The sequence below is a fragment of the Microbacterium sp. Leaf151 genome, from assembly GCF_001424225.1.
Taxonomy (GTDB): domain Bacteria; phylum Actinomycetota; class Actinomycetes; order Actinomycetales; family Microbacteriaceae; genus Microbacterium.
On record NZ_LMOR01000004.1, the window covers coordinates 1,036,131 to 1,062,711 of the forward strand.

General features: G+C 70.8%; 27 protein-coding genes and 1 pseudogene. 6 read left to right on the plus strand and 22 right to left on the minus strand.

The genetic code is table 11. The features are described 5' to 3' along the window. Positions 1–52: 52 nt before the first annotated feature. From ASF76_RS15470 to ASF76_RS15530, 13 genes are all read right to left on the minus strand, one after another. Positions 53–1,495, minus strand: a complete 1,443-nt coding sequence (locus ASF76_RS15470) for an AMP-binding protein (protein WP_055959579.1) — start codon at positions 1,493–1,495, stop codon at positions 53–55. After that, positions 1,492–2,601, minus strand: coding sequence for an MSMEG_0565 family glycosyltransferase (locus ASF76_RS15475; protein WP_055959581.1), 1,110 nt, complete (start codon positions 2,599–2,601; stop codon positions 1,492–1,494). Before ASF76_RS15475 ends, ASF76_RS15470 begins: the two co-directional genes overlap by 4 nt. A gap of 34 nt (positions 2,602–2,635) precedes the next feature. After that, positions 2,636–3,493 (minus strand): carbon-nitrogen hydrolase family protein, encoded by an 858-nt coding sequence (locus ASF76_RS15480; protein WP_055959583.1) that lies wholly within the window; start codon positions 3,491–3,493, stop codon positions 2,636–2,638. Positions 3,494–3,517: 24 nt separating this feature from the next. Beyond that, positions 3,518–4,774, minus strand: coding sequence for an MSMEG_0569 family flavin-dependent oxidoreductase (locus ASF76_RS15485; protein ID WP_055959585.1), 1,257 nt, complete (start codon positions 4,772–4,774; stop codon positions 3,518–3,520). Continuing rightward, a complete protein-coding gene (locus ASF76_RS15490) occupies positions 4,771–5,070 on the minus strand; it encodes an MSMEG_0570 family nitrogen starvation response protein (protein WP_055959587.1) in 300 nt (99 codons plus the stop codon). Before ASF76_RS15490 ends, ASF76_RS15485 begins: the two co-directional genes overlap by 4 nt. Continuing rightward, a complete protein-coding gene (locus ASF76_RS15495; RefSeq protein ID WP_055959590.1) occupies positions 5,063–5,965 on the minus strand; it encodes a carbon-nitrogen hydrolase family protein in 903 nt (300 codons plus the stop codon). Before ASF76_RS15495 ends, ASF76_RS15490 begins: the two co-directional genes overlap by 8 nt. An 8-nt stretch (positions 5,966–5,973) precedes the next feature. Continuing rightward, positions 5,974–6,501: an MSMEG_0572/Sll0783 family nitrogen starvation response protein gene (locus tag ASF76_RS15500; RefSeq protein ID WP_055959592.1), complete on the minus strand. Its 528-nt coding sequence runs from the start codon at positions 6,499–6,501 to the stop codon at positions 5,974–5,976. Between the two features lie 104 nt (positions 6,502–6,605). Next, positions 6,606–8,000 (minus strand): MSMEG_0567/sll0787 family protein, encoded by a 1,395-nt coding sequence (locus tag ASF76_RS15505; RefSeq protein WP_156459280.1) that lies wholly within the window; start codon positions 7,998–8,000, stop codon positions 6,606–6,608. Beyond that, on the minus strand, positions 7,997–9,091 hold the full coding sequence (locus tag ASF76_RS15510) for an MSMEG_0568 family radical SAM protein (protein WP_055959596.1): 1,095 nt from the start codon (positions 9,089–9,091) through the stop codon (positions 7,997–7,999). Before ASF76_RS15510 ends, ASF76_RS15505 begins: the two co-directional genes overlap by 4 nt. A 176-nt stretch (positions 9,092–9,267) precedes the next feature. After that, positions 9,268–9,633, minus strand: coding sequence for a fluoride efflux transporter FluC (locus ASF76_RS15515; protein WP_055959598.1), 366 nt, complete (start codon positions 9,631–9,633; stop codon positions 9,268–9,270). Beyond that, positions 9,630–9,995: a fluoride efflux transporter FluC gene (locus ASF76_RS15520; RefSeq protein ID WP_055960253.1), complete on the minus strand. Its 366-nt coding sequence runs from the start codon at positions 9,993–9,995 to the stop codon at positions 9,630–9,632. Before ASF76_RS15520 ends, ASF76_RS15515 begins: the two co-directional genes overlap by 4 nt. 272 nt (positions 9,996–10,267) lie before the next feature. After that, on the minus strand, positions 10,268–11,233 hold the full coding sequence (locus tag ASF76_RS15525; protein ID WP_055959600.1) for a DNA topoisomerase IB: 966 nt from the start codon (positions 11,231–11,233) through the stop codon (positions 10,268–10,270). Positions 11,234–11,237: 4 nt separating this feature from the next. Then, complete coding sequence (locus tag ASF76_RS15530; protein ID WP_055959602.1) at positions 11,238–11,507, minus strand: DUF7218 family protein; 270 nt, start codon at positions 11,505–11,507, stop codon at positions 11,238–11,240. Between the two features lie 219 nt (positions 11,508–11,726). Between ASF76_RS15530 and ASF76_RS15535 the strand changes: the two genes are divergently transcribed. Further along, positions 11,727–12,572, plus strand: coding sequence for a DUF4097 family beta strand repeat-containing protein (locus tag ASF76_RS15535; RefSeq protein ID WP_055959604.1), 846 nt, complete (start codon positions 11,727–11,729; stop codon positions 12,570–12,572). Further along, positions 12,572–13,177, plus strand: coding sequence for a PadR family transcriptional regulator (locus ASF76_RS15540; protein WP_055959606.1), 606 nt, complete (start codon positions 12,572–12,574; stop codon positions 13,175–13,177). The genes ASF76_RS15535 and ASF76_RS15540 overlap by 1 nt, the downstream gene beginning before the upstream one ends. 4 nt (positions 13,178–13,181) lie before the next feature. On the opposite strand, the gene ASF76_RS15545 is transcribed toward ASF76_RS15540, so the two are convergent. Then, positions 13,182–13,694 carry a universal stress protein gene (locus tag ASF76_RS15545; RefSeq protein WP_055959607.1) on the minus strand — a complete coding sequence of 171 codons (513 nt, stop codon included), beginning with the start codon at positions 13,692–13,694 and terminating at the stop codon, positions 13,182–13,184. Positions 13,695–13,851: 157 nt separating this feature from the next. Between ASF76_RS15545 and ASF76_RS15550 the strand changes: the two genes are divergently transcribed. Continuing rightward, a complete protein-coding gene (locus ASF76_RS15550; RefSeq protein WP_055959610.1) occupies positions 13,852–14,034 on the plus strand; it encodes a DUF3073 domain-containing protein in 183 nt (60 codons plus the stop codon). A gap of 240 nt (positions 14,035–14,274) precedes the next feature. On the opposite strand, the gene ASF76_RS17560 is transcribed toward ASF76_RS15550, so the two are convergent. From ASF76_RS17560 to ASF76_RS15580, 6 genes and pseudogenes are all read right to left on the minus strand, one after another. Further along, positions 14,275–15,252: an Ig-like domain-containing protein gene (locus ASF76_RS17560; RefSeq protein ID WP_156459281.1), complete on the minus strand. Its 978-nt coding sequence runs from the start codon at positions 15,250–15,252 to the stop codon at positions 14,275–14,277. A gap of 144 nt (positions 15,253–15,396) precedes the next feature. Next, positions 15,397–16,011, minus strand: a pseudogene (locus ASF76_RS17745) (Ig-like domain-containing protein); the annotation flags it as partial. 325 nt (positions 16,012–16,336) lie between these two features. After that, positions 16,337–17,554, minus strand: coding sequence for an MFS transporter (locus ASF76_RS15565; protein ID WP_055959617.1), 1,218 nt, complete (start codon positions 17,552–17,554; stop codon positions 16,337–16,339). After that, positions 17,551–19,026, minus strand: coding sequence for an amidophosphoribosyltransferase (purF, locus tag ASF76_RS15570; RefSeq protein ID WP_055959619.1), 1,476 nt, complete (start codon positions 19,024–19,026; stop codon positions 17,551–17,553). Before purF ends, ASF76_RS15565 begins: the two co-directional genes overlap by 4 nt. 6 nt (positions 19,027–19,032) lie before the next feature. Further along, the gene (gene purM, locus ASF76_RS15575) at positions 19,033–20,175 is read right to left on the minus strand and encodes a phosphoribosylformylglycinamidine cyclo-ligase (protein WP_055959621.1); all 1,143 of its coding nucleotides are present in this window, start codon (positions 20,173–20,175) and stop codon (positions 19,033–19,035) included. 453 nt (positions 20,176–20,628) lie between these two features. Continuing rightward, on the minus strand, positions 20,629–21,483 hold the full coding sequence (locus ASF76_RS15580) for a DUF559 domain-containing protein (protein ID WP_055959622.1): 855 nt from the start codon (positions 21,481–21,483) through the stop codon (positions 20,629–20,631). A 428-nt stretch (positions 21,484–21,911) separates the two neighbouring features. Here ASF76_RS15580 and ASF76_RS15585 point away from each other — a divergent pair, with 428 nt between their 5' ends. Continuing rightward, a complete protein-coding gene (locus tag ASF76_RS15585) occupies positions 21,912–22,523 on the plus strand; it encodes a hypothetical protein (protein ID WP_055959625.1) in 612 nt (203 codons plus the stop codon). 3 nt (positions 22,524–22,526) lie between these two features. Here the strand turns inward: ASF76_RS15585 and ASF76_RS15590 are convergent, their stop codons facing one another. Continuing rightward, positions 22,527–22,862: a hypothetical protein gene (locus ASF76_RS15590; RefSeq protein ID WP_055959627.1), complete on the minus strand. Its 336-nt coding sequence runs from the start codon at positions 22,860–22,862 to the stop codon at positions 22,527–22,529. A 55-nt stretch (positions 22,863–22,917) separates the two neighbouring features. Beyond that, positions 22,918–23,916 (minus strand): LacI family DNA-binding transcriptional regulator, encoded by a 999-nt coding sequence (locus ASF76_RS15595; protein WP_235561329.1) that lies wholly within the window; start codon positions 23,914–23,916, stop codon positions 22,918–22,920. Positions 23,917–23,978: 62 nt separating this feature from the next. Here ASF76_RS15595 and ASF76_RS15600 point away from each other — a divergent pair, with 62 nt between their 5' ends. Continuing rightward, positions 23,979–25,532, plus strand: coding sequence for a mannitol dehydrogenase family protein (locus ASF76_RS15600; protein WP_082485133.1), 1,554 nt, complete (start codon positions 23,979–23,981; stop codon positions 25,530–25,532). A 43-nt stretch (positions 25,533–25,575) separates the two neighbouring features. Then, on the plus strand, positions 25,576–26,580 hold the full coding sequence (locus ASF76_RS15605) for an L-idonate 5-dehydrogenase (RefSeq protein ID WP_055959630.1): 1,005 nt from the start codon (positions 25,576–25,578) through the stop codon (positions 26,578–26,580). The last annotated feature ends 1 nt before the right edge of the window (position 26,581 follow it).

The following is a 26,581-nucleotide window of genomic DNA, read 5'->3' on the forward strand; positions in this document are numbered from 1 at the left end:
CAAGTATCCCATGCGCGTCGGTGAGCGGGCCGGGAAGCACCGCCGCTGTGGATCAGTCCCCGGGCGGCGCGAACCGGCGCGCGAGCGCGGCTCGGCGCACCTTGCCCGCGTCGTTGCGCAGCGCCCGCGACACGACGTGCACGGCGGCGGGCGCTCGTGAACCGAGGCGCTCACGCGCGAACGCGCGCAGTGCCTCCACGTCGAGCTCGTCGCAGACCGGCCGCACCGCGGCGTGCACCACCTGGCCCCACTCGGCGTCGGCCATCCCGAAAGCCACCGCCTCTTCAACGTGCGGATGGGCCTCCAGCACCGCCTCGACGACGGCCGGCGCGATCTTGTCGCCGCCGCGGTTGATGAGATCGTCGGCGCGGTCGTGCAGGAACAGGTGGCCCTCGGCATCCACATGTCCGATATCGCCGAGCGTGTCCCACCCCTCGTCGTCGCGCCGCGAGGCCGCACCGACGTACGCGTACGCGGCGCTTTCGCCACGCCGCATCCACACCAGGCCGTTCTCGCCCGCCGGCAGATCGCCGCCGGCGCGATCGCGGATGCGGATGCGGGTTCCGCCGATCGGTCGTCCGACACTGCCGGGCCGCGCGAGCCACTGCGTTCCGGTGATGTGCGTGAGGCCGTTCGACTCGCTGCCGGCGTACACCTCGTCGACGCGCTCCGGCCCGAGCCAGTCGAGAAACGCCCGCTTGAGCGCGGGAGCGCACGGCGCTCCCATGTGCAGGACCCGCTCGATGCTCGCGATCCGCTCGACCGCCCGTTCCGCCGGAGGAAGACGCAGGAGCCGCGCCATCATGGTCGGAACGAGCAGCCCCCAGGTGGCTCGGTGCTCCTCGACGGCGGCGACCCAGCGGGCGGGGTCGAACCGGTCGAGGATGACGAGCCGGTGGCCGGTCAGCAGGCCGCGGAAGGCGTACGTGAACACCGCGGAGTGCCACAGGGGGCCCGCGACGATCTGCGTGGCCTTCTGCGGCAGGAAGGCGGCGACGGCCCGCGAGGGGTCGAGGGTGGCGGGGGCTGTCGCCCGCACGATCTTGGGGCGCCCGGTGGAGCCCGAGGTGGCCGGAGCTTTCCAGCACGTGGCCGCCGTGTCGGGCAGCACCCCCTCGCGGGGCGCGACGTTCACATCGGATAGCCACGCGGCGCCGGTCGACACAGCGGGCGCTCCGATCGCCGCTGCGGGCGGCGCGATCTGCTCGAGCTCCGCCCGCTCGGACACGGTGAGGTCGGTCGACAACGGTTGCGGCGTCGCCCCCGCGCGCCAGATACCGAAGCACGCGACGACGAAATCCCGCCCGTTCGGCAGCGACACCGCCACCGTGTCGTCGTGATCGACCCCCTGGGCGAGGAGTTCGTGCGCGAGCGCCGTAGCCGCGGCATCCAGTTCGGACGCTGTCATGACCCCCGCCGCATCGACGATGAGGGGCTCGCCGGCATCGGCCGCCGCACGTTCCGCGAGGATCGCCGAGAACGTGCGCTCCGTCATCGCGCGGTCCTCTGCGGCACGTGGGCGTAGAACTCCTCGTGCGCGCGGGCGGCGCGATCCCACGTGTGCGCCCGGGCGAGGGCGACCCCGCCGGCCGTATCCGTCTGGGCGGCGCCGCGCAGCACCTCGTCGAGCCGCGCGGCGATCTCGGCGGGAGTCGACGCGTACAGCACCGCATCGCCGAACACCTCGCGGATCACCGGCAGGTCGCGCGCGACCACGGGCGTCGAGGCCGCCAGGGCCTCCATGGCGGCGAGCCCGAAACCCTCTTTGGTCGAGACGAACGCCAGGACACGCGCTGCGGCCACGAGCGCGGGCAGCGCATCGTCGTCGACCGGGCCCAGCACGGTCGGATGGATGCCGAGCTCGACCGCGCGGGCCTCGAACCGCTCACGGTACTCGCGGTAGTCGAACAGGGTCTCGCCTCCGCCGAACACCAGGCGCACGTCCGGATGGGCATCACGAACGAGCGCGAACGCGTCGAGCAGATCGATCGAGCCCTTGCGCGGTTCGATGCCGCCCAGCGCCAGCACGTAGTCGCCCAGCTGCGTCCGCCACCGCTCGCGCGCACCCGCCGCCGAGGGTTCGGATGCCCCGCCGAAGCGCTCGGCATCCACCCCGTTGGCGATGACCTCGGGACGCACCCCGTACGCCTGCTCGACCTCACGCGACACCGCCCGCGACACGCACAGCCGGGCCACCGGCTCGATGACGGCTCGGTCGTGGCACGCCACGAGCTGCGGCGTCGTGAAGGTGTCGAGGTGGTGGATCGTGCGGACGACCGGGATGCCACGACGCAGCGCCGCGTTCGCCGAGATGCAGTCCTGCGCGTGGACGATGTCGGCATCCGCGTCGAGGGCTGCGGCCATCAGCTCGATGGAGCGCTCGATGCGCTGCCCCACCCCCTCACCGTCGAGCGACGGGAAGGGCACGACCCGCACGCGCACGCGCGGGTCGACGGGGCGGAAGAAGGCGGTGTCGTCGCCGCGCCCCAGGGTCCACACCTCGACCTCGTGGCCGCGCGTCGCGAGCGCCTCGGCGAGTGCGAGGGTGTGCACGACCCCGCCGCGGGGCTTCGTCGAGTAGGTCAGCTGCGCGATGCGCATGGTCGTCCTTTCCGCGGAGCCCTCGCCGCGCGATCTACGCCGGGGCGCTCAGCCGGTAGGCGTGTTCGGCGCGCTGGGCGAGGTGGTTGAGGGAGCGTCGGGCGCGGACGATGTCGGCCGAGACGTCGGCTTCGGCGACGGCCAGCCCGCCCTTCGCCCACGTCTTGGCGACGATCTCGCCTGCCGGATCGACGACCTTGGCCTGGCCGAGGAAGCGCAGGCCGCCGAGCACGCCGGTCTGGTTCGATGACACGAGGTACACCTGATTCTCGGCGGCGCGCGCGCAGTCGTAGAGGTCGAAGAGGTGGGCCTGGCGGTCGTTGCGGATGCGGTCGGATCGGTCGGTGACGCTGGCCGGCCACGCGCTCAGGCACGCGATGATCTGCGCACCGTCGAGGGCGACCGAACGCGCGGCCTCGGGGAAGGTCTTGTCGAAGTCGATGAGCATGCCGATGCGCCCCACGGGGGTGTCGAACGCGCGGAAGTCGTCGCCGGGGGCGTAGACCTCCGACTCCCCCAGCGGCAGGTGCACCTTGCGATGCACGCCCAGCACACCGTCGCCGGTGACGCAGAGCGCCGTGTTGTAGCGGCGCTCCTCGCCGCCCTCGACCGCTCGCTCGGCAATGCCGAAGCACACTGTCATGTCGCCGGCGAGGGCGACGATCGCCGCCACCTCGGGGCCGTCGATCTCGACCGCGTGGGGGATGCCGTCGCCCTCTTCGACCGGGTGGTGCAGGTCGAGCAGATAGCCGCCGATGGTGGCATCCGGGAGCACGAGCAGATCGGTCCCGCGTCCGCGGGCGTCCTCGACGATACCGGGGAGCTTCGCGAGCGTGCGCTCGACGTCGCGCCCGAAGTGGGCCGCCACCGCAGCCATCGTGACGGATGCCATTTCTCGAGAGTACGCGGTGGCCACTCAGCCCACCGCGAGGGCTCCCTGCGACGCCGTGACGACCTGTTCGGCGACGTGCTCGGCGTCCCTGGCGATCGCGTGGAACCGCCCCGACCCCCACGTGTGCAGCCACGGGAGGCCGACGAACGAGAAGCCCGGCACCGCCGTCGCTCCGCGCTCGTGCACCGGGTGTCCGTTCGCGTCGAGCACGTCGAGTTCGCCCAGCCACGACCAGTCCGCGCGGAAGCCGATCGCCCACACGACGGCATCCACCTCGGCGAGGTCGAGTTGCGTGGGACCGGACGGAGGCGTCCACACGGGAGCGCGGCGGGGTTCGACGGGGGCGTCCATTCCCGCGCGTGCGATGTAGGCGTCGATGTCGTCCTTGATCGACTCGGCGACCAAATCGGCGTGGTCGAGGTGGGCGGCCAACGTGTCGTCGAAGGCGAGCACGCCTTGCGAGATGCCCGTCGCCCGCCCGTGCAGCCGCATCCCCTGCGTCGCGAACACGCGCAGGTCGATGTCCCGCCCCCCGTCGCGCCCGGTGACGTAGTGGTTGGTCGCGGCGCGCTTGGCCGCGGCCTGCACCCCCGCGGGCACGTCGTACACGCCCATGTCGGCGAGCCACGTCATGCAGTCGCGCCCCCGGTAGAACCGTGCCACGCGCGGCGCCCGCCCCACGGCCAGGTGCACCTGCCGCCCCTCGAGGTGGAGGTCCTCGGCGATCTGGGTACCGGATTGTCCGGTGCCCACGACGAGCACCGAGCCGGGCAATTGTCCGGCGTTGCGATAGTGGTGCGAGTGCATCTGCACGACGCGATCGGGGATGTCGGCGGCCCACGACGGCGTGATCGGGCGGTGGTACCCGCCGGTGGCCGAGGTCACGGTGTCGGCCGTGATGACCCCGGCGCTGGTCGTGACGACGAACACCCCGTCGTCCCGGCGATCGACCCGGTGCACCTCGACGCCCTCGGCGAGTGGGGCGTCGAACGTGTCGGCGTAGCCGCGCACCCAGGCGTACACCTCGTCGCGGGTCATGAACCCGTCGGGGTCGGGACCGTCGTAGGGGTAACCGGGCAGTCGGCACTGCCAGTTGGGGGTGACGAGGGTGAAGTTGTCCCACCGTCCGTCGCGCCACTCGTGCGCCGCCGATTCGCGTTCGATCACAACGTGCCGCACCCCCGCGCGCTCGAGGTGCCAGCTCACCGAGAGTCCGGCCTGGCCCCCGCCCACGATCACGGCCGGGTAGTGGTCGCCCGGGCGCAGCTCGACGGGGATCATGACGCCCCCACCGGCAGGGGCGGCTCCATGCGCAGCACGACGACCTCCCCGTCGGAATAGGCCGCCGCCGTCCGCACGATCTCGTCTCGGGATGCCATGGCCGAGGTGCAGGCGAAGCCGTATGCGGCGCGCACGCGTTCGCCCGCGGCATCCAGCGCCTCACCGGCGCGCGCGACGAACTCGGCGACGCCGTATCGAGCGCCCGTCGAGAGGTAGTCGTGCATGACGAGGCTGGGTGAGTAGTGCGAGGACTCGGCGCCGTCGGGCCAGCGGACGGCGAAGCGCATCTCAGGCATGAGCGAGCTCCCTCCACGCCTCGACGTGCGCGCCGGTGGAGGCAGCGACCGGGCCGTACACGTCGGGGCGCCGATCGCGAAGGTGGAACATGCCGCCGCGCATCGCACGGAAGGTCTCGGCGACGTCGATCTCGGCGATCGCCAGGCCGGTGCCCAGCAGCGTCGTCGCAAGGACGTTGCCGCCGGGGTCGACCACCTTCGCGTTGCCGACATAACGGAGCGACCCGAAGGTGCCCGACTGATTGGATGCCAGCCAGAACACCTGATTGTCGAGGGCGCGCGCGATGTCGAATTGGTTGAACCGGTACGTCCACCGGTCGTCCTGCAGGTTCTCGGCGGTCGCCGTACGCGCGGCCGGCCACGCCGACATGCTCACGACGATTTCGGCGCCGTCGAGGGCGAGCATGCGCGCGGCCTCGGGGAACGCCTTGTCGTAGCAGATCTGCATCCCGACCCGGCCGACGGGGGTGTCGAACGCGCGGTAGGTGTCCCCCGCCGAGTACGACATGTTCTCGCCCAGCGGCTGGTGCACCTTGCGGTACGAGCCGTAGATGTTCTCTCCGTCCAGGCAGACCGCGGCGTTGTACCGCGTCTCCCCGTCGTCGGCGAGCTCGCAGAACCCGATGGTGAGCACCATGTCGCCCGCGAGTTCCTGCACCCGGGCGATCTCGGGGCCGTCGAGGCGGATCGCCGGCGGCATCGAGCGCGTGGTCGTCTTGATGGTGTCGCCGTGGTTGCCGAGCGACGAGAGGTAGCCGCCGATCGCGGCTTCGGGGAACGCCAGGAACGACACCCCCACGGCCCGCGCCTCGGCCACCAGATCGGCGATGAGCGCGTAGTTCTGCTCCAGGTCTCGCGTGAAGTTGGCCGAGACGGAGGCAACGGTGATCGACATGGCGAGCCTCAGAGGTTGTAGACGGAGTTGATGATCGCGCCCTTGCGCGCGTAGTAGATGACCGCGTCCTGCACATCCAGCGGGTGCGCGGGGATGACGCCCTCGATGATGTCCTCTTCGCGGATGCCGTGCAGCGCCAGGCCGAAGCGGCAGCAGTAGACCGTGCCACCCTCCTTGATGAAGGTCTCGAGGGAGTTGTTCATGTTCAGCTCGCCGGGGAAGCCCGCATCTCCCGTGGTGGGGAAGCCGCGGTTCGCGGCGGCCGCGAGGGTGCCGGGGCCGTACAGGTAGATGGCCGACTCGAAGCCCTTACGGAGGGCTCGGGTCGCCTGCAGGATCGCGACGAAGCTCACCGACGACTCGTGCGGGATGCCGTGGATGAGCGTGAAGTACGACTCACCGTTCTCGGCCTGGAAGTCGGGGAACAGCTTGGTGGAGCCGTAGATGTTGCTGCCCTTGGGGAGCGAGGGGTGCGGGATCTCGCCGAGGGATGCGGCGATGTTCTCCGCGATCTGGGCGTCGAGGTCGGTGGTCATGTTCGTGTCCTTCGCGTCGGGTGGAGCCGGGGATGGAGCGCGTGTCTGGTTACCAGGTTCGCGTCCGGGTGTTTCGGATTGGTTTCGTCCGGAATGAGGTTGCGTTACGCCTTGCCGAGTCCGGTGGCACCGGCGGCGACGACAGAGGTCTCGACGCCGTCGGGCCAGCGCAGCACGACGCCGGAGCCCGTGGTGAGCTCTCCGATGGTCGCCGAGCTCGCGAGCGGCGAGGCGAGGGTCGCGGTCCCGGCGGTCACCATGCCGAAGCCGGGGAAGCAGGTCAGCCAGTCACCGAACCCGACGCCCTGCGGGGCGGGAACCTCGGCCACGTCGATACGGGCCCCCGCGCCCGAAGCCTCGGCGAGCATCGCGGCGGTGCCGACGATGCCGGCCATGCTCACGTCTTTCGCCGCTGCGGGGCGCTGCTCGGGCACGAGTCCCGCGAGGTGGCGCAGCTCGGCGCCGGCGCGGGTCGACGTCGAATCCCACTGGCGGCCCTCGAAGCCGCGCCGCCATCGTCCGTGCAGGTCGACGGTGAGCCCGAGCGTCTGCCCCGGTCGACCTCCGCCGCCGGCCACGGGATGCTCGGTGCGCCCGAGGGCGGTCACCGCGAGTGACGACGCTCCACCCCACTGCGTGTGACCGCCGAGGATGGGCACGCCCCACGCCACGGCGGCGCTGCGAAACCCCGACACGATCCGGCGAACGGCCGACGCGGTCGGCGCCGACACGGCATCCATCAGTCCGACGGCACGCGCGCCCATCGCGGACAGGTCGTTGACGTTCACCAGTACGCCGCACCACCCGGCCCACTCGGGGTCTCTGTCGATGAGTGCGGGCAGGATCGCGTCGGTGGCGACCACGACGTCGGTGCCGGCGATGAGCGCGCCGTCGTCACCGACCCAACCGGGGCCGCCGAGGCCCTCGGGATGGTCGTCGCGGATGCCCGACAAGAGAGAACCCAGTGGTTGCTTCGTCGCGGCCACGAGCGCGGCGAACCTGTCGACGGGCCACCGCATCCGCACGTGCGGAGCACCAGCGACGGTCGTATCGCCCCACCGTTCCCACCCCAGGTGACGAAAGAGCGGCTCGTTGCGCTCCTGGACGGTGGCTTCGAACCGCACCACACCCCGCTGGACGGCCTCGCGGCACGCGGCGCGCACGAGAGCGGAACCGATCCCGCCGGCATTGCGGGCATCGCGACGCACCGCGAGCCGACTGCCGGTCCACCACCCGATGTCGCGGGGCGTCGCCGGAGCCAGACGAACGCCGCCGAGAACGTCACCGGAGGCTGCCACCGCAACCAGCACGACCGTGCGGGGATCATCGTCGACGTCGTCGTCGTCTCGTCCCGCGAACAGGCCCTGCTCGCGCACGAACACGTCGCGGCGGATCAACCGGTACGCGCCCACCTGCATCGGGTCGGCGACGCGGATCTCCCACGCCAGCGGCTCCGTCCGCGGGCGCGAACCGGTCAGCACCGGCACGTCGAACATCATGCACCTGCCGTCTTGAGGATGCTGCACGCCCCGCACGCGGCGCAGCCGGCGCGTTGATCTTCGCCGCGCATCCCCGCCGCGTGCAGCAGGCCCGCCACCCGCGAGGTGATGTCGTCGACGACCGCACGGTGCGGCGCCGGCACCTTGTCGACATCGGTGGCGAGCGTGCCCTTCAGCGGCCGGAACGGCACCACGAAGGGGTAGACCCCCATCTCGATGAGCTCGCGCGCCCCCTCGACCGCCTCGTCGGGGTCTTCACCCATGCCGACGATGAGATAGGTCGACACCTGGTTCCAGCCGAATACCCGCACCGCTTCACGCCATGCGGCGCGATACTCATCCATGCTCACGCGGGACTTCCCCGGCATCCATCTGCGGCGCACCTCGTCGTCCATCGATTCGACATGGATGCCGATGGACCGCGAGCCCGCGTCGTACAGGTCGGTGATGGCCTGCAGGTCAGCGGGGGGCTCGCATTGCACCTGGATCTCGAGCTGCGGCACCGCCGCCTTCACCGCACGCACACAGCGGGCGAGGTGCTTCGCGCCCCGATCCCAGCCGTTGGAGGTGCCGGTCGTCATGACCATGTGGGTCACACCGTCGAGCCGCACGGCGGCCTCGGCCACCTCGGCCAGCATCGCGGGTGTCTTCACCGCGATCGTCATGCCGGCGTCGAGCGACGCCTCGATCGCGCAGAATCGGCACCGCTCGCTCTCGTCGTAGCGCACGCAGGTCTGCACGACTGTCGTGGCCAGCACGTTCTTGCCGTGGAGCTTCGCGATCTGGTCGTACGCCACGCCCTCGGCGGTCTTCAGGTCGTAGAAGCGCGGCCGCACGACGGGGGCGACGTCGAAGCCGAGGTCGGCACCGTCCCGGGTGAGACGACCCGCGGCCGTGATGACGTACGGACTGTTCGGGTTGAGGGGGATCGCCGCTCCCTCGCCGTCGACGACGAAGTGCCCGTCGTCGCTGGGACCCGCCCCACCCGTGCGCCGCACGGGAGCGTCGCTGCGGACGCCGAGGAGAGCTAGGCTGACACGGGTCGACACCCGGTCACGGTCCACCGGTGCAAGCGCTGAGACGTTGTCCATGCAGACCAGTAGAACCACGGGGTGTTTCCACACGACGACGACCGGATAGCAGTCGTGTTTCGGCTCCTCCGACTCCGCCGCTCGTCACCGCGGGGTGCGGCGCGGTCCTGAGTCCGTCGAGATGACCGGCCCACCGCACCCCCAGTCGCTGAGCCCGTCGGCGGGACTGGGGCCGGTCAGAACAGCGACCCGAGCGCCAATCCCGCCGCGGCCGCGAACAACGACCCCGCGAAGGACACCGCCGCGTAGTTCGTCGCGGTCGCGGTCCGCCCCTCCTCGGCGAGAAGCACCGTGGTCACCGCGACCGCGCTGAACGTCGTGTACCCGCCGAGCAGGCCCGTGCCGACGATCCATCGCCAGGCCTCCTCGGCGGGGAGCATGCTCAGGATGCCGAGCGCGAAGGCGCCCGTGATGTTGACGACGAGGATGCCCCACGGAAACCGGTCGCCGGTCCCGCGCCGCACCGCGGTGTCGAGCAGGAACCGCAGCGCTGCGCCCACACCCCCGGCGATGGCCACGACGACGAAGACGAGGGGGGTCATCGCTGCCGCCGCCCGCCGCGGCCGAGCACCAGGCCGCCCCAGGCCGCACCCGTGCCGAGCACCACCGAACCGATGCCCCACCACAGCAGGCCCGGCTCGGCGGCCTCGACGGCCAGCGCACTGTAGGTCGTGAACCCGCCGAGCACGCCGGTGCCGAAGAAGAGCTGTACGCGCTGCGCACGAGAGGATGCCGGCATCCGGGATCTCCACCCGAACAGGATGCCGATCGCAAACGCCCCCACGACGTTGATGAGCGGCACGAGAGCGGGTCCCAGGTCGTCACCGACCGCGAGGGTGATGCCCGCGCGCAGCGCGGTGCCGATCGCGCCGCCCATGGCGACGAGAACGACGTCGCGCCACATCTTCACCGCGCCACCCTACGCCGCCTCGCGCCGTCGACCCCCGCGAGCCGGGCGTCCGCTCGAGGTCATCGATCTGCACGACGTCCGTTCCGAAGCTCGGATGCCGACTGAGGGTGCGCAGATCACGGAGGATGCACCCGTACCGCCCACACCCCGCACAGAGTCGGCGATTCGCACAACCTCAGCCCCAGAACACGCATGCCAACAGAGTTTGCGCACATCACGGAGGTTGCACCCGCAGCGGCCGCCGGGCCCCAACCTGGTGCGCGCGATCACTCCCCCAGGATCAGGCGTCGGATCGCGGCATCCTTCGATCCTCCGAGATCCATCGTGCGGCCCTTGCGGTACAACGCGAACACCCGGGGGTCGATGTAGCTCGCGCGGGCGACGGCGGGAGTGTTGCCGAGCGCCTCGGCGGTGGCGCGGACGGCGGCCACCTCCGCCTTCTTGCGCTCGTTCTTGCCCCCTGTCGCGCCGACCCGGGCGAGCGATTCGGCGGCGAGGATCGTCCCCCGCAGCGTCCGGAAGTCTTTCGCGCTGAACGGCCCGCCCGTGAGCGAGCGAACGTAGGCGTTGACGTCGCCCGGTGTCAGCGGCACGCGGCGGCGACCCCGCTTGTAACTCAGCAGCGCGGCGCGCGAGCGCCCGAGGGCGAGCTCCTCGACGATGGATGCCAACTCCGCATCACGCAGAGACAGCTCGGCGCGCTTGCCGCTCTTGGCCGGGAACGACAACCGCACGAGGTCACCCTCGACGATCGCGTCGCGCCTCTGCAGCGTCGTCAGCCCGCGGCTGCCGTTGGTGACGAAATAGCGCGCGTTGCCCACGCGAGGGGCCACGAGGTCGAGGAAGCGGAAAGACACGGCCAGCACCCGCTCCCGGTCGGCCTCGGCGCGGCGCAACGACTGCGTCACCCGCGCACGAGCCCGCGGCAGCGCCTCGGCCAGCTGCAACGCGCGGGCGAACTTGCCCTTGTCCTGCCGTTTCGACCAGTCGGCGTGGTACGTGTACTGCCGCCGCCCCGCCTCGTCGGTGCCGACCGCCTGGATGTGCGCGTTCGCCGTCGTGGCGATCCACACCTCGCGCCACGCCGGGGGGATGACCAGCCCGCGCGCACGCTCGGCGTCGCGCTCGGGCACGGCCGCGCCGGTGTGGTCGACGTAACGGAAGCCCGAGCCCGACCGCACCCGGCGGTAGCCCGGGTCTTCGTACGGCCGGACGCGGATGAGGCGAGGCATCGCGTCAGTGGTTTCGGAGCAGGTCGATCAGCTCCGCCTTCTTCTTGCCCGAGTATCCGGTGATGCCCAGTTCTCTCGCGCGCTTCTTCAGCTCGTCGACGGTGCGGTCCTCGTAGTCCTCGGCGTGGCCGCCCTTCTCGCCGATCGCCTCACGGCCCTCCGCTGCGGCGGCGTTCGAGATGCGGGCCGCCTTCTCCTTCGAGTCGCCCTGCTTGCGCAGCTCCTCGTAGAGTTCGGGGTCCTTCAGACTGCCGGATCCACGTCCTCGGGGCATGACCGTCTCCTTCCGTCGGAATCACGACGCTACGGGCGGCAACGACCGCGGGCGCGCGGGGTTGACAACGCACCGGATCGGCGAGGTTCGAGCCATCGATGCCATCGGTCCGCCCCGGGCGGAGACACAGCCACCTCACATTTCCGAGAGGTTGACGCGAACGCGATATATCGCGATACTCGTCTTAACGCGATATATCGCGAGTGAGGAGCCCCAGCCATGGAGAAATGGATCATCCATCCCGGAGAGACGCGCGTCATCGACCTCGATGCCGTACGCGAACTCAAGATCGGCCTCGTCGGCGGACAGGTCGACGTCATCGCCCACGATGAGCCCGACACGCGCATCGAAGTACACGGCGTCACCGTCAAAGACCTTCGCATCGAGGTCGTCGACGGCCGCCTCGAGATCGACCACCCCCAGCTGCGCTGGGATAACTTCCTCGAGGTGTTCCGCAACTTCGGCGCCGGCGGCCCCAAGGCCGAGGTCAGCGTCGCCGTCCCCCGTACCGTCGCCCTGACCCTCGGCGTCGTCAGCGCGAGCGCGCTCGTGGCGGGCCTTCGCACCGACGTGCGCCTGAACACCGTCTCGGGCGACATCATGGTCGACGGCCTCGTCGGCGACGTCGACCTCAACGCCGTCTCGGGCGACGTGCAGGTGCGCGAGCTCGACGGCGCTCTGAGCGCCAACAGCGTCTCGGGCGACGTCGCGGCCACGGGCCGCATCACCAAGGCGTCGATCGACACGGTGTCGGGCGCGATGCTCGTCGACTCCGGTGGAACCACCCAGTCGATCAGCCTCAACTCGGTCAGCGGCACGGCCACCGTGCGGCTCGACCGCTCGCTTCCGGCCAACTACGTCTCGCGTTCGGTCAGCGGCCGCGTGCAGATCGACGGTCAGGTGCGCTCGGGCAAAGGCCCCACCAACTACACCGGCTCGACCGGTGCCCTCGCGGGGTCGTTCGTCGACGTGCGCGCCAACACCGTCTCGGGCGAGATCACGGTTCTGCGACGCGGCATCTCGGGCCTGCGCCCCGAGGAACTCGCCGGAGAGGAGGAGTGGTGATGAGCCCCGTCTTCTCGCACGGCGACCTGCGCCTGTACATCCTCAGCCTGCTCGATGAGGCGCCGCGCCACGGTTACGACCTGATGCAGGCTCTCACCGAACGCACCGGCGGCACATATTCGCCCTCGGCCGGCACGATCTATCCCCGGCTCTCCAAGCTCGAGGAAGAGGGCCTGGTCACCAAGACCGTCGACGGCCGCAAGACCGTCTACGAGATCACGGATGCCGGACGCGCCGAGGTCGCGAACCGCACCGGCGATCTCGAGGGCATCCAGGCGGGTCTGGCCGACAGCGTCCGCCTCATCGCCGACGAGGTGCGCGGAAGCGTACGGGATGCCATGCGGAGCCTGCGCGCCGATCTCGCCGCCGCATCCCGCGAGGAACGGGAACAGGCGCACACCACGCCGGCCGACGATCCCCGTGTCCGCAGCCGCGAACAGCTCTCGCGCGCTGACGCCGCCATCAACGAGTTCCGCGGCCGCGTGCGGTCGGAACTGCGGTCGCACGTCACCCGCGGCGGCGAGCTCGCGGCATCCGGGGTCGACGAGATCGAGGCGGCGCTGCGTCAGGCGTCCGAAGCGGTGACCCGCGCGATGCGCGGCTGAGGCGTCACTCCCACGGGAGCTGATCGTCGGCGCCGACCGGGTCGTCCTGCGGGACGACGAGGACCGGTCGGCGCTGGCGGTGACTCAGCCGGGCGGCGACAGACCCGGTGAGGAACTCTCGCAGCGACTCACCCAGACCGCGCTTTCGCGTGCCCACCACCAGCACAGACGCGTGGATCTCATCAGCGAGCTTGATCAGCGCGAGCGCCGGATCGCCGATCTCCTGTCGGACGCTCCACGCGACCGCGTCACCCCCCAGGACCTCTGCGGTGGATCGTCGCACGTCGTCGAGGGCGGCTCTGGATGCCGCTCCGGCGACGTCGCCGGAGGAGGGGTGCACGTAGCCGTCAGGGTCTTCGAAGGCGACGAATCGGGTGGTGTCGACGTGCACGACGACGAGGTCGACGTGTGCGAGTGCCGCCTGCCGAGCGGCTTCCCGCACAACCCGGGGCGATTGCCCGGGAACGACGCCGGCGATCACCGGTCCCGTGGGGGCGTGGTGGGGCTGGTCGGTCATGGGTGCTCCTCTCGCCGGCCGGGCCCAGCAGACGCCGTACGACGGCGCAGCCGGAATGCGCCGTGATATCCTGGGTGTTACTCTTACCGGCTCGGTCCGGAACCGCAATACGCAGGGCACAGCGCGGCCCTGCACGTCGATCGTGAGGGGGTCTCGCATGGGGCGTGGCCGTCAGAAGGCGAAGCACACCAAGATCGCCCGTGAGCTGAAGTACGACACCTATTCGGTGAACTACTCGGCTCTCGAGCGCGAACTGGGTGCCCCCGCTCCGGGTGAAGACGCGTACGTCGACAAGTGGGCCGACCAGTACAACGACGAGTACGAAGACAAGAAGGCGTAGCTCTCTTTCCTCATACCTGAGCACCGACGCGGGGGTGTCCGGTGAGTTATCCCGGCACCTCGGCAACGGTCGACATTTGTGGCGTAGTCGATCTGTCTTGCCGTTGCGGCACTCCCGCGGCCGTGCGCACAATCACGCGAGCGACAGAACACCGCTGAGCGACAGAACACCGCTGGCCGCACTCTCCCTTCCGGGAAGAGTGCGGCCAGCGGTGTCCTGTTGTTCAGCGGGACGCGCGCATCACACCCACGCGACCCGGGACTCGAAGCGAACGTACTGTGCGCCGCCCGACGCGAAGGCGAAGAGGCCGATCGCGGGGCTGTACGAGAATGCTGCCCCCGTGCGCGACTTGGCCGTGATGTAGTCCGAGCCCGATCCGGTCGGAACGCTCCGATTGTTGAAGGCTGCGCCGTCGAGCCGGCGCAACGCCAAAGTCTCGGAGAACTCATTGGCCGCCCCGGATCCGACCAGCCACTGTCCGGCAGAGACCGCCCGGAAGCCGCCCGTGAGCCCACCTCCACCGGCTCTGGCATTCAGGGCAAACCATCCGAACCCGCTCGGTGCGCTGTTCGGAACGAGAACCTGATATTGGTTCGAAGGCACGATCGTCCCGCTGGCGGTCAGAACATCGAACAGGAGCGCGTCGACGACCTGGTTCCTCGACGGCTTGATCCCGTCAGTGAACGTCGCCAGGTCGAGTCGGGTGCCGCCGGCTCCCGCCGAACCAGCCGGGCCGACGCGCGCCGTGGTGGACGCCACCAGACCCCACGAGGTCGCGGTGAAGGTCACCGACGGGACGGCCGCGTTGCTCACACTCACGACGACGCTGGCAGAGCCGTTGGCGGCGAAGATCGCGGTGGGCCCGTTGGGGTAACCGATACCGGATCCGCTGTTCGTGACCGTGACATCGCGCCCGGGCCAGCCCGACAGACTGATCGTGGCGTTGCCGCCGGCCCCGATCTCCGGGGGTGCGGAAATGGCCAAGGTCGGTGTCGACACCGTAAAGGCGCCGCTTCCCGACGCGCCCAGACTGGACGCCGACACCGTTCCTGCGCCGACCGGCGTGTTGCCTCGCGTCTGCAGCGTCGTCTGGACCTGCCCCGCCGCGTTCGTTGTTCCGCTGGCGTTTTTGAGACCCACTTTGCTGTACGTGGTCCCCCATGACACGGTCCGATTCGCCAACGGGGCACCGTTGGAGTCCGTCACCGTCGCCGTCACGGTGGAAGCCCCGCCCGCGCCGATCGACGACGGTGAAACCGCCACCGCCACCCTCACCCCGAGCATCGTCCACGACGCGTTGCCCGAAGCCCCCGACGACGAAGCCGTGAGCGTCGCCACTCCCGCCGCGGTCGCCGTGGTCGACCTCACCGTGGTCGAGAACTGTCCCGACGCGTTCGTCGTCCCACTCGCCGCCGCGAACGACACGCCGGATCTCGAGGTCGACAACGTCACCGCGCGACCCGCCAGAACGGCACCGCTGGAGTCCTTCACCGTCGCCGTCACCGTCGCGGAATCGCCCCGCACGGACGACGACGGCGAGACCACCACGGCCACGGCCACGGTCTTGACCAACAGGGCCGCGCTCGCGTTGGCCCCACTGACGACCGCCGATATGGTGACCGTCCCGGCCGCACGCGTCGAGGCGACCGTGAGCGTCGAGCGGAAAGTGCCGTCGGACTGCGTCACGCCGGTCGCCGGCGAGAACGACACCCCCGCCACCGCCGACAGCGTGACCGCCTGTCCGGCCACCGCAGCGCCCGCCGCGCTCTTGACCGTCACGACCACCGACGAGGTGCCCCCGGCCACCACAGACGAGGGAGACAGCACGATAGACATCGCCTGGCCCGACGCCGCCACCGCGGGCGACGACGCGGTCATCACGATGGCGGGAACGGCGACCGCCGACGCCCCGAGGACCGCCCGTCGAGGAATGCCCGACGATGATGCGGTCGGATTCTGGTTGCTGAGCTGTGGCATGAACACTCCCGAAGTCAGTGGTTCGCAGATGTGCACGAACCGCTGTGCACTGTAAGCCGGTCACTTCTCCGGGTCGCGCGCCCTCGACGTCGATGTCGCCCGCTACAGGGGATGCAAAGGCGGGAGTTCACCTTAAGGTGAAGACCAACGGGCGTGGCGTGTTCACCTTAAGGTGAAGCGTGAGGACGTCGGCTCCATGTGGCGCGGGCCGGGCAAGTTCAGAGAACGACCGACTCCGGTGGGCCCGCTCACGTCACGTCGAGGGGCATGCGGAAGGTAGCTCCACCCGCACTACGCCTTTCGCCGCTCCCCGGCGGCAGCGATGTCACCAGCGATGCCCCGTGCGCCTCTCCCACGCCGCCTCGACCGACTCCCGTCTGGCCATGACGATCGCGGCGGGAACGACGAGCAGCAATGCCGCGCCGAGCACGAGGAGCCCCGCCGTCCATCCGCCGGTCAGCTCGTGCGTCACCCCGATCGCGAGGGGCATGAGCGCCGCGAAGGCGTAGCCCGTGCTCTGCACGAAGGCGCTGACCGCGACGGCGGTCTCGTGCGAGCGCGTGCGCAGCCCGAACAGCACGAGGGCGAGCGGGAACATGAGGGGCGGGATGCCGATGAGCACCACCCACAGTGCGGTCGCCGCCGCGGGCGCCACGAGAAGACCGACGATCCCCGTCAGCCCGCCGAGGATCGCCACCGCGTAGAACGGGGTCGTCCGCCCGAGGCGCGCCACGAGCACGGGCACCAGCAGCGAGACCGGAAGCCCCATGAACGCGAACAGGGCGAGCAGACCGCCCGCCTCGGCGGCATCCACCCCGGCGTCGTCGATGAGGATCAGCGGCAGCCACGCGAACATCCCGTACGCGACGGCGGAGTTCACGCCGAACGTGATCACCAGCGCCCAGGTCTGCGGCACCCGCACGATGCGCGACAGCACCGACGCCCGGGGTTGCGCGACGATGTCGGAGCGCGAGGCACGGGCGCGCACACTCATCGCGATCCACGGCACCACCGCGACCACCGCCACGGCCGCCCACGTCACGAACGACCCCCGCCAGCCGACCGCCTCAGCGAGGGGCACGGCCACGAGCGGCGGCGTGAACGTCGCCACGGCCATCGTGGTCGAGTACACGGTGGTCATGAGTCCGATGCGCTCGGGGAAGTACTTCTTCACCACGGTGGGCAGCAGCACGTTCGCCACCCCTACGGCGGCAAAGACACCTGCGGTGGCCGCCAGCAGCGTCCAGGCGTCGACGGCGGCCGCGCGCAGCGCCAGCATCACGGCGCCGACGATCGCGGCGACGAGCACCGTGCGCTCCAGACCGAGACGTCGCTCGATCGCCGGCGTCACCATGCCCGACAGGGCGAACGCGACGGGCGGCGCCATGCCGATGAGCCCGACGACCGCGGCGGGCACCTCGAAGTCGCGGCCGATCACCGTCAGCAGGGGTGACAGCGACGCCACCGCGATGCGCAGCGTCAACGCGAGCAGCACGACGGCGGCCGCGGCGAGCGCGACATTTCCCGCCGCGCGGCGGGTCAAGACTCCTGGCTGCCCTCGACCCAGGCGAGGTACTCCTCCGACACGGTTCCCGTGACGTAGCGGCCGTCGAAGCAGCTCATGTCGAGGTCGACCAGGTCGGTGCCCTCCATGATCGCGGCCTTCAGGTCGTCGACCTCCTGGTACACCAGGTAGTCGCACCCGAGCTCCGCGGCGATCTCGGGGATCGTGCGGTCGTGCGCGACGAGCTCGTGGCGCGAGGGCATGTTGATTCCGTACACGTGCGGGTACCGCACGGGCGGCGCGGCCGACGCGAACGTCACGCTGAGCGCGCCGGCATCCCGCGCCATCTGGATGATCTCGCGGCTCGTGGTGCCGCGGACGATCGAGTCGTCGACGAGCAGCACGTTCTTGCCCTGGAACTCGGTCGACATCGCGTTGAGCTTCTGGCGCACGCTCTTCTTGCGCACTGCCTGCCCGGGCATGATGAAGGTCCGGCCGACGTAGCGGTTCTTGTAGAAGCCCTCGCGGTACTCGATTCCGAGCTTGCGGGCCACCTGCATCGCCGCCGGGCGGGCGGAGTCGGGGATCGGCATGACCACGTCGATGGACCCCGCGGGGGTGTACTTCGCGACCGTGTCGGCGAGACGCTCGCCCATGCGCAAGCGCGTCTCGTACACCGAGACGCCGTTCATCACGGAGTCGGGGCGAGCCAGGTAGACGTACTCGAACGAGCACGGGGCCAGCGTCGCGTTCGGCGCGCACTGCTGGGCGTGGAGCGTGCCGTCGAGGGCGACGAACACCGCCTCGCCGGGCTCGATGTCGCGCACGACCTCGAAGCCGGCGTTCTCGAGCACGAGCGACTCGGATGCCACGATGAACTCGTCGCGCGGCTCGCCGCCCGGCACGTCGGCGGCGGGGCGCTTGCCGAGGATGAGGGGACGGATGCCGAACGGGTCGCGGAAGGCGAGGAGTCCGTAGCCGGCGATGAGGGCGATGGAGGCGTAGGAGCCCTCGACGCGCTCGTGCACGCGGGCGACCGCGCGGAAGACCTGCGCGGGGTCGAGATCGGGTCCGGTGATCTCGGACTGCAGCTCGGAACCCAGGATGTTCACCAGCAGCTCGGTGTCGCTGCTGGTGTTGAGGTGACGGCGGTCCTTGCTGAACAGCTCACGGGTGAGCTCGCGCGTGTTCGTCAGGTTGCCGTTGTGCACCAGCACGATGCCGTACGGGGCGTTGACGTAGAAGGGCTGCGCCTCTTCTTCGTTCGACGCGGTGCCCTTGGTGGCGTAGCGCACATGGCCGAGGCCGATGTCGCCGAGGAGTGCCCGCATATCGCGCGTGCGGAACGCCTCGCGCACCTGGCCGCGGGCCTTGTGGATGTGGAAGACACCGCTCGCCTCGGCGGTGGCCATGCCCGTGGAGTCCTGTCCGCGGTGCTGAAGGAGGAGGAGCGCGTCGTAGATCTCCTGGTTGACCGGGCCTTGCCCGGCCATGCCGACGATGCCGCACATGGGGTGTTAGCTCGCTCCGTTCGCCGGGTGTCCGGCATCCGCGTAGGTCCCGACCAGGCGCACGGCGCCTCCGTCGACGCCCTTCGCGCCCTGTTCGTACTCGCCTTCGGGGCGCGCGTCGTCACGGACGACCCCGACCTGCCACGTGGCGATGCCCTCGGCCGTGAGCGCCGCGGTCGCGGCATCCGCGATCTCGGGTGCGACGACGGCGAGGAAGCCGATGCCGAGGTTCCACGTGCCCTCGGTCGCGGTCAGCTCGAGCCCGCCGATGTCGGCGAGCACGCGGAACACCGGCGACGGGCTCCACGTCGAGCGGTCGACGTCGACCCACGTGTCCTGCGGCAGCACGCGCGCGAGGTTGGCCGCGATGCCGCCCCCGGTGACATGGCTGAGCGAATGGATGCCGGAGCCCACCGCCTCGTCGTCGAGCAGGCGCAGCAGGGGCGAGGTGTACAGGCGCGTGGGCTCCAGCAGCGCTTCGCCCCAGGTGCCCCCGAGCTCGGCCGACGCGGCACCGTAGGCGATGCCCGCGCCGGTGATGATGTGGCGCACGAGCGAGTAGCCATTGGAGTGCAGGCCGCTGGAGGCGAGGGCGAGCACGACGTCGCCGCCACGCACGCGGTCGGCGCCGAGGATGCGGTCGGCCTCGACCACGCCGGTCGCCGCCCCCGCGACGTCGTAGTCGTCGACGCCGAGCAGGCCGGGGTGCTCGGCGGTCTCGCCACCGACGAGCGCGGTACCGGTCATCGAGCAGCCGCGCGCGATTCCCGCGACGATGTCGGCGATGCGCTGCGGCACCACCTTGCCGCACGCGATGTAGTCGGTCATGAAGAGCGGGCGGGCACCGACCACGACGATGTCGTCGACGACCATGCCGACGAGGTCTTCGCCGATGGTGTCGTGCTTGTCGATGGCCTGCGCGATGGCGACCTTCGTGCCGACGCCGTCGGTGCTGGTCGCGAGCAGCGGCTTGGCGTAGTCGCGCAGCGCCGAGGCGTCGAAGAGGCCGGCGAAGCCACCGACACCGCCGAGCACTTCGGGGCCGTGGGTGCGACGCACGGCCGACTTCATCAGTTCGACGGCGAGGTCTCCGGCGGCAGTGTCGACGCCGGCGGCGGAATAGGGGTTTTCGTGGGGAGCGGAAGCCACCGCAACAGACTACCCGGGGTGGACGCGCGCGCGTTCCGCGCGGGTCGGGCCCGCGGCCGCAGGCGCAAGCGCAAGCAGGGCGGCGGGGGCGCGGGTGTCGGCGTCGGCGCAGGCCGGGTTCGCGTCTGCGACGGCCGGGTTCGCTTCCGCGATAGCAGTGGGAACAGGTGCGGCGAGGGAGGAGATTCGGCGACGGGAGGACAAGTCGGGCCCCCGGCATCCTCCCCTCCCGGAATCTCCTCCGCTCCGGGGGCGGACACGGAACCGACACCGCGCGAGCGCCTCTCAGGACCGCGCTGCCGCGCACCCGTCCCGAGTGCGGCACCTGCCGAGCGCGGGCTTGGGGCACGTCCGTCGGAGGAGATCCGGCGACGGGAGGACGCGTTGGGCCCCCGGCATCCTCCCCTCCCGGAATCTCCTCCGCTCCCGGGGTCGGCAACGGAATTCGCTGCGTCAGCGGGCTCGATGCAAGCCCTGCGCGATGGCCTGCACGATGAGGAGCTGAACAGACGGCCAGTCCTCGACCATCTGGCGATAACCGACGCGGATGACGTGATACCCGTTCAGGGTCAGGAGCGTGTCGTGGCGGATGTCGGCCTCGCGTTGCGCGCCCACGTGATGACCGCCGTCGACCTGCAGCACGAGCTTCTCCCCGATCAGCAGGTCGACCCGGTGACCCAGGATCCACGCCTGCGGTGTGAGTCGTTCGCGCAGCCACCGCAGCCGGACGATCAAGAAGGTCTCGAGACCGGAGTCCGGCAGGGGCGTCGCCTCCTCGGCCAGGTCTCGCGCGCGTCCTGAGAGGGGGTAGCGCCGCATCTCGTCGAGGGTGACGAGCCGTTTGTTCAATGCCGAGTCCCACACGGCCAGCGCTTGCTCCGCCGGAAGGCACGCGCTCACGATCCCGAGCACGTTGACAACTCCATCGACGAGGCTTTCCGGATGCCGCGGAAGCAACGGTCGCGCACGGTGGACGCGCGTCCCGGACGCGACGACGATTCGCCCCGCATGCGCCGGTGCCGCCACGTGGAAGACGTACTGATCGAGGACCCACAACCCGTGACGCGCAGCCGCGGTACAGCAGGCGAGCGTCACCCCCGCCCGCGCAGCCGCGACGAGAAGGGGGTCGGCATCGGGGAGCGCGACCCACCGTCGACGAACCCGGAGAAGAGCACCGGTCCGCACGGCCGCGGCAATGGTGTCAGGGGACGTCCCCTCGCGCTGCATTCGCGCCGATGGGGCGACCCCGTCGAGCGCGCGGACGCGGCTGACGAGGGCATCGATGCGTTGCGAGAAAGGTGAACTCATCGAGGTAGCGTGCCCGGCTGCTCGGAATCGGTGTGGAAGCCGGGGGCGCCGCCTGTGGACAACCGGGTGGGGAGGAGGGGCGCGCACCACCGGCCACCTGCCCGCGAGCGGAGGACATCCCGCGACCGGAGGACCCCCAGGGCCATGGCATCCTCCCCTACCGGAAACTCCTCCCCCGCACACACGCCACCCGCACACACCGCGAGCGGAGGACATCCCGCGACCGGAGGACCCCGCAGTGCATGGCATCGTCCCCTCCCGGAATCTCCTCCCCTGTGCCCCGCGCCCGGTGCCCCGCGCCCGGTGCTCCGCGCCCGAGGCCCCACACACGGCCCTCCCGCCGCCCCCGCCCCTCCGCTCTCCCCGCCGAACCCCCGACCGGGCGCAAGGCCGTCCCCCCGGGCGCGGAGCGTCCCTAAGCTGTCGGCATGACGAGCGGTCAACCGGAGTGGGTGATCCGCGAGGACGCCGGGCAATCGGTGCTCGTCGCGCTGTATCTGCGCCAGGTGCTCGGCATCCGCTCTCCCGAGGAGCTTCCGGCTCTCCGGCGCGTGCCGCCCCCGATGATCACGAGCGACACGGATGCCGCGCACGCACAGCTGGAGCGCGAGTGGCGGGGCTTCTGGGCGATGACCGTCGAGCCGCAGGCGCACCCCTCACCCGTACCGCTGGAGCTGGTGGACGGGTTCGGCGGCCTCGTCGCCCTGCCCGTCGACGGCGCCGACACGCTGCGCCGGGCCGCGACCGCGCACGCCGACGACGCGCTCGACTTCGCCCGCCTCGCCCATGATCGCTACTCGCGGGAATCGGCGGCGCGTCCGGGTGTGTCGTACCGCGCCTACGCCAGCGCGATCGCGGCGCACGAGCGGACCGTGGGCAGGCGTGCACACTCGTTCGAGTTGAACGTGCAGGTGCTGCCGCTGACTCAGCGGGGGGTGTGGTGGATCGGCTCACTGACCGTGGCGGTCACCGACGGTCTGCGCAGCGACGTCGTGGCCTTCGACGCCGCGATCCACCCGATCATCGCGGAGCTGGCCTGAAGATCAGACCTCGTACTGCTCGTGGTCGACCATGACGCGGCGCGTGCGCCCATTGAGGACCCGCTCGAAGATCAGCGCGACGATCGCGGCGAGCACGACGCCCGCGACGACGCAGATGAGAGCGGTGAAGCCGAACACCTGCAGCTCGGAGTAGACGACCTGCGTGTAGGGGCTGATGTCGGATCCGTCTATCGCGACCGTCAGGATCAGGGCGACCAGGATGCCGAGGAACGCCCCCGCCGCCAGGAACACGCCGTACTTGGGTGCGCGACGTACGGTCGCGGTCTCGATGTCGTCGCGGACGTACACCGGTCGTTCGGGGGCGGGCTGCTCGGCCATGTGCTCATTCTCCCACCGTCGCGGTCTCCGTGGGCCGTGACCTTTCGGCGTCGAGTCAGCGTCGGGGCCCGCGCGGCGGCGCGGTGGAGCTGCGCACGATGAGTTGCGAGGGCAGCACGGTCTCGTCGATCGGCGCACCGCCCACCATCGCCTGAAGCAGCAGCTCGACGGCCAGGGCGCCGGAGCGGGCGATCGGCATACGGACAGTGGTGAGACTCGGGGTGACGGCGCCGGCGAGGTCGATGTCGTCGATGCCGACGATGCTGATGTCGTCGGGGCAGACGCGGCCGAGCTCGGCCATTCCCGCCTCGAGGCCCAGGGCGACGAGGTCGTTGTAGGCGATCACCGCGGTGGCGCCGCTGGCGACGGCGGCCGCGGCCCCTGCCCGGCCTCCTTGAATGGATGCCGCGTGATGGCTCAATCGCGTGAGACGGATGCCGAAGCGCTCGCACGCGCGGGCCACGGCACCCACGCGCTGCTCGTCGGCCCAGGAGCCGTGCGGTCCGGACGCATACGCGACGTGGTCGTGACCGAGGGCCGAGAGGTGCTCCACCGCCTGGGTCGGTCCCCGCTCGGCATCCATCACCACGCACACCGCGCCGGGGAGGACGCGGTTGATCACGACATGCGGGGTGTCGCGGACGAGAGCGAGCACCTCGTCCTCGGGAAGGCGCGGAGAGCACAGCACCAGGCCGTCGGTACGGCATCCGAGTTCGATGGATTCGCGTTCGCGGCGGAGGTCTTCGTCGGCGTCGAACAACACGATGCGATGCCGACCGTGCCACGCCTGCCCCTGTATCGCCTTGAGCAGGGTGGCGTAGACCGGGTTCGCGGCATCCGGGACCACCACCGCGATCGTGCGCGTCCCCGTGGCCACCTGGGGCGTGGAGTACCCCAGTTCGACGGCGGATCGGCGCACGCGCTCGAGCGTGGCGGGCGCCAATCGGTCCGGTTCGCCGAAGGCGCGTGACGCGGTGGCGATCGACACTCCCGCGTGCCGCGCCACTTCTGTGAGGTTCGCCGCCATCTCCACCTCCTGTCGCCGTGTGTCCATCATCCTTCATCGTTCGATGTAAACACTTGACAAGTTTGTACAAACAACTGCACACTGTTTCCATGCCGATCATCGACGATCCCCTCGAGGCGACCCGTGCCGCATCCGACGGAGCCGCTGCGACCGCTCGCCTGACCCGCGCCACGTCCGGCACGGTGGCGATCCCCGCGGCGCCCGCCGCCGCCGGGATCCTGCACCTGGGCCTGGGCAGCTTCCACCGCGCTCACCAGGCCGTCTACACCGCCGCCGCCCTCCGCGCCGACGGCGGGGACTGGGGAATCGTCGGAGTCGCCTCGCGGTCGCGGCGCATCGTCGACTCCCTGCACGCGCAAGATCACCTCTACGCCGTCGCGACCGTCTCGCCCACGGAGACCTCGCTCGAGATTCCGGGCGTCCACACCGACTCCTACGTCGCCGCCGACGACCCGGCGCGCGTGGTCGCCGACCTCGCCGACCCGCGGATCCGCATCGCCACGCTCACCGTGACCGAGAACGGCTACAACTACTCGCCCTCGAGTCAGCGGCTCGACGTGGCCGACCCGATCGTCGCCGCCGACATCCGCGGCGGCGCTCCCCGGTCCACGATCGGGCAGCTCGCCCGCGGGCTCCAGCGTCGCGCCCGGGCCGGCGGSGAGCCGATGTCGATCCTCAGCTGCGACAACCTGCTGTCCAACGGCTCGCACACCGAGAAGCTCGTGCGGGCGTTCCTGCAGGAGCTCCCGGATGCCGAAGGTGCCGACGTCCTCGCCTACCTCGACCGCGCCGTCACTTTCCCCTCGAGCATGGTCGACCGCATCGTCCCGTCGACGACCCCGGAGTTCGCCGATCGCGTCGCCGCCCTGCTCGGCGTGCGCGACGACGCGCCGGTGCCCGCCGAGCCGTTCACGATGTGGGCGATCGAAGACCGCTTCGCCGCGGGACGACCGATGTGGGAGGCCGGCGGCGCCGTGTTCACCGACGAGGTCGGCGCGTACGAGCTGCTCAAGGTGCGTCTGCTCAACGGCACTCACTCGCTCATCGCCTACCTCGGCGCGCTGAAGGGCGCGGCGACGATTCCGGATGCCATCGCCCTCCCCGAGATCGAGGCCTCCGCCGCGGCCGTGCTGCGTCACGAGTACGAGCCCTCGGTCACCGCGCCCGCAGGCGTCGACGTCGAGCAGTACGAGCGCGAGCTGTTCGCGCGCTGGGGCAACAGCGCACTGGGACACCGCACCGACCAGGTCGGCTCCGACGGATCGGTCAAGCTCGGCCAGCGCATCCCCGGTCCCGTCCTGCAGGCGCTGGACCGCGGGGAGTTCCCGCACCTCATCGCCCTCACCGTCGCTGCCTACCTCGCCTGCGTCGCGCCGCCCGCCGGATTCGACCCGGGTCCGCACGCCGCGGCGATGAACGACAACGCGCGCGAGCGCCTCACCGCAGGCGCCGGGCGCGGTGGCCGCGACCTCGCGGCCCGCGCCATCGTCGACCTGCACCTGTTCGGCGAAGACCTCGCGCACCGCACCGCCTTCGTCGACCGGGTCGGTGACCTGCTCGACACCATCGTGCAGCGCGGCATCGACAGCGCCGTCGCCGACGCCCTCTCGGCATCCCGAGCCCTGGCGACCACCACCCCCTGACCATCCGGCGCTCCAGAAGCGCACACGACACGAAGGAGACGCGATGAAGCTTCTCGCGATCCACGGCGCGGAGGACATCCGCTGGGAAGACCGCCCCACCCCGGAGCCCGGTGACGGCGAGGTGCGCCTGCGCGTGCGCTACGTCGGCATCTGCGGCTCCGACCTGCACTACTACTTCCACGGCAAGAACGGCGAGTACGCCGTCCGCGAGCCCCTGACCCCCGGTCACGAACTCTCCGCCGAGGTCGACCTCGACCCCTCGGGACGCCTCGCGCCGGGGACCCCCGTCACCGTGCACCCGGCACGATTCGGCCCCTCGGTCGCGGGTCTCGAAAACCGCCCGCACCTGCGCGCGGGTGGCGACTACCTCGGCAGCGCCGCAGGATTCCCCCACCGTCAGGGCGGCGCCGCCGAGCTGCTCATCGTGGAGGAGCACATGGTGCGCGTTCTGCCCGAGGGGCTTCCCCTCGAGCGCGCCGCTCTCGCCGAGCCGCTGGCCGTCGCCATCCACGCGGTGAGCCTGGCCGGCGACCTCACGGGCCGGCGCGCCCTCGTCATCGGCGCGGGTCCGATCGGCTTGCTCGTCGCGGCCGCGGCCGTCCACGCGGGCGCCGAGGTCGTGGGCGCGAGCGACGTGCGACCCGAACCCCTCGAGCGGGCGCGGACGCTCGGCGCGACCGAGACCTTCCTCGTCGGCACCGACACGATCGAGAACGAATCGTTCGACGTCGTGTTCGAGTGCTCGGGCGTGGGGGTCGCCCTCACGCAGGCCGTGCGCGCAGCCCGCCGTGCGGGCACCGTCGTGCAGGTCGGCATGCTCCCCGATACCCAGCTCGGAGTGAACCTCGCCCCGATGCTCGCGAAGGAGCTCACGTTGCGCGGTGCGTTCCGCTTCTCGACCGAGATCGACGACGCCATCGCGATGCTGGCGTCGACCGACACCCTCGACGCGGTCGTCTCGCACGTCGTCCCCGCGACCGACGCCATCAGCGCGTTCGCCACCGCGCGCGACTCCTCGGCATCCGCCAAGGTCCTCCTCTCCCTCTAAC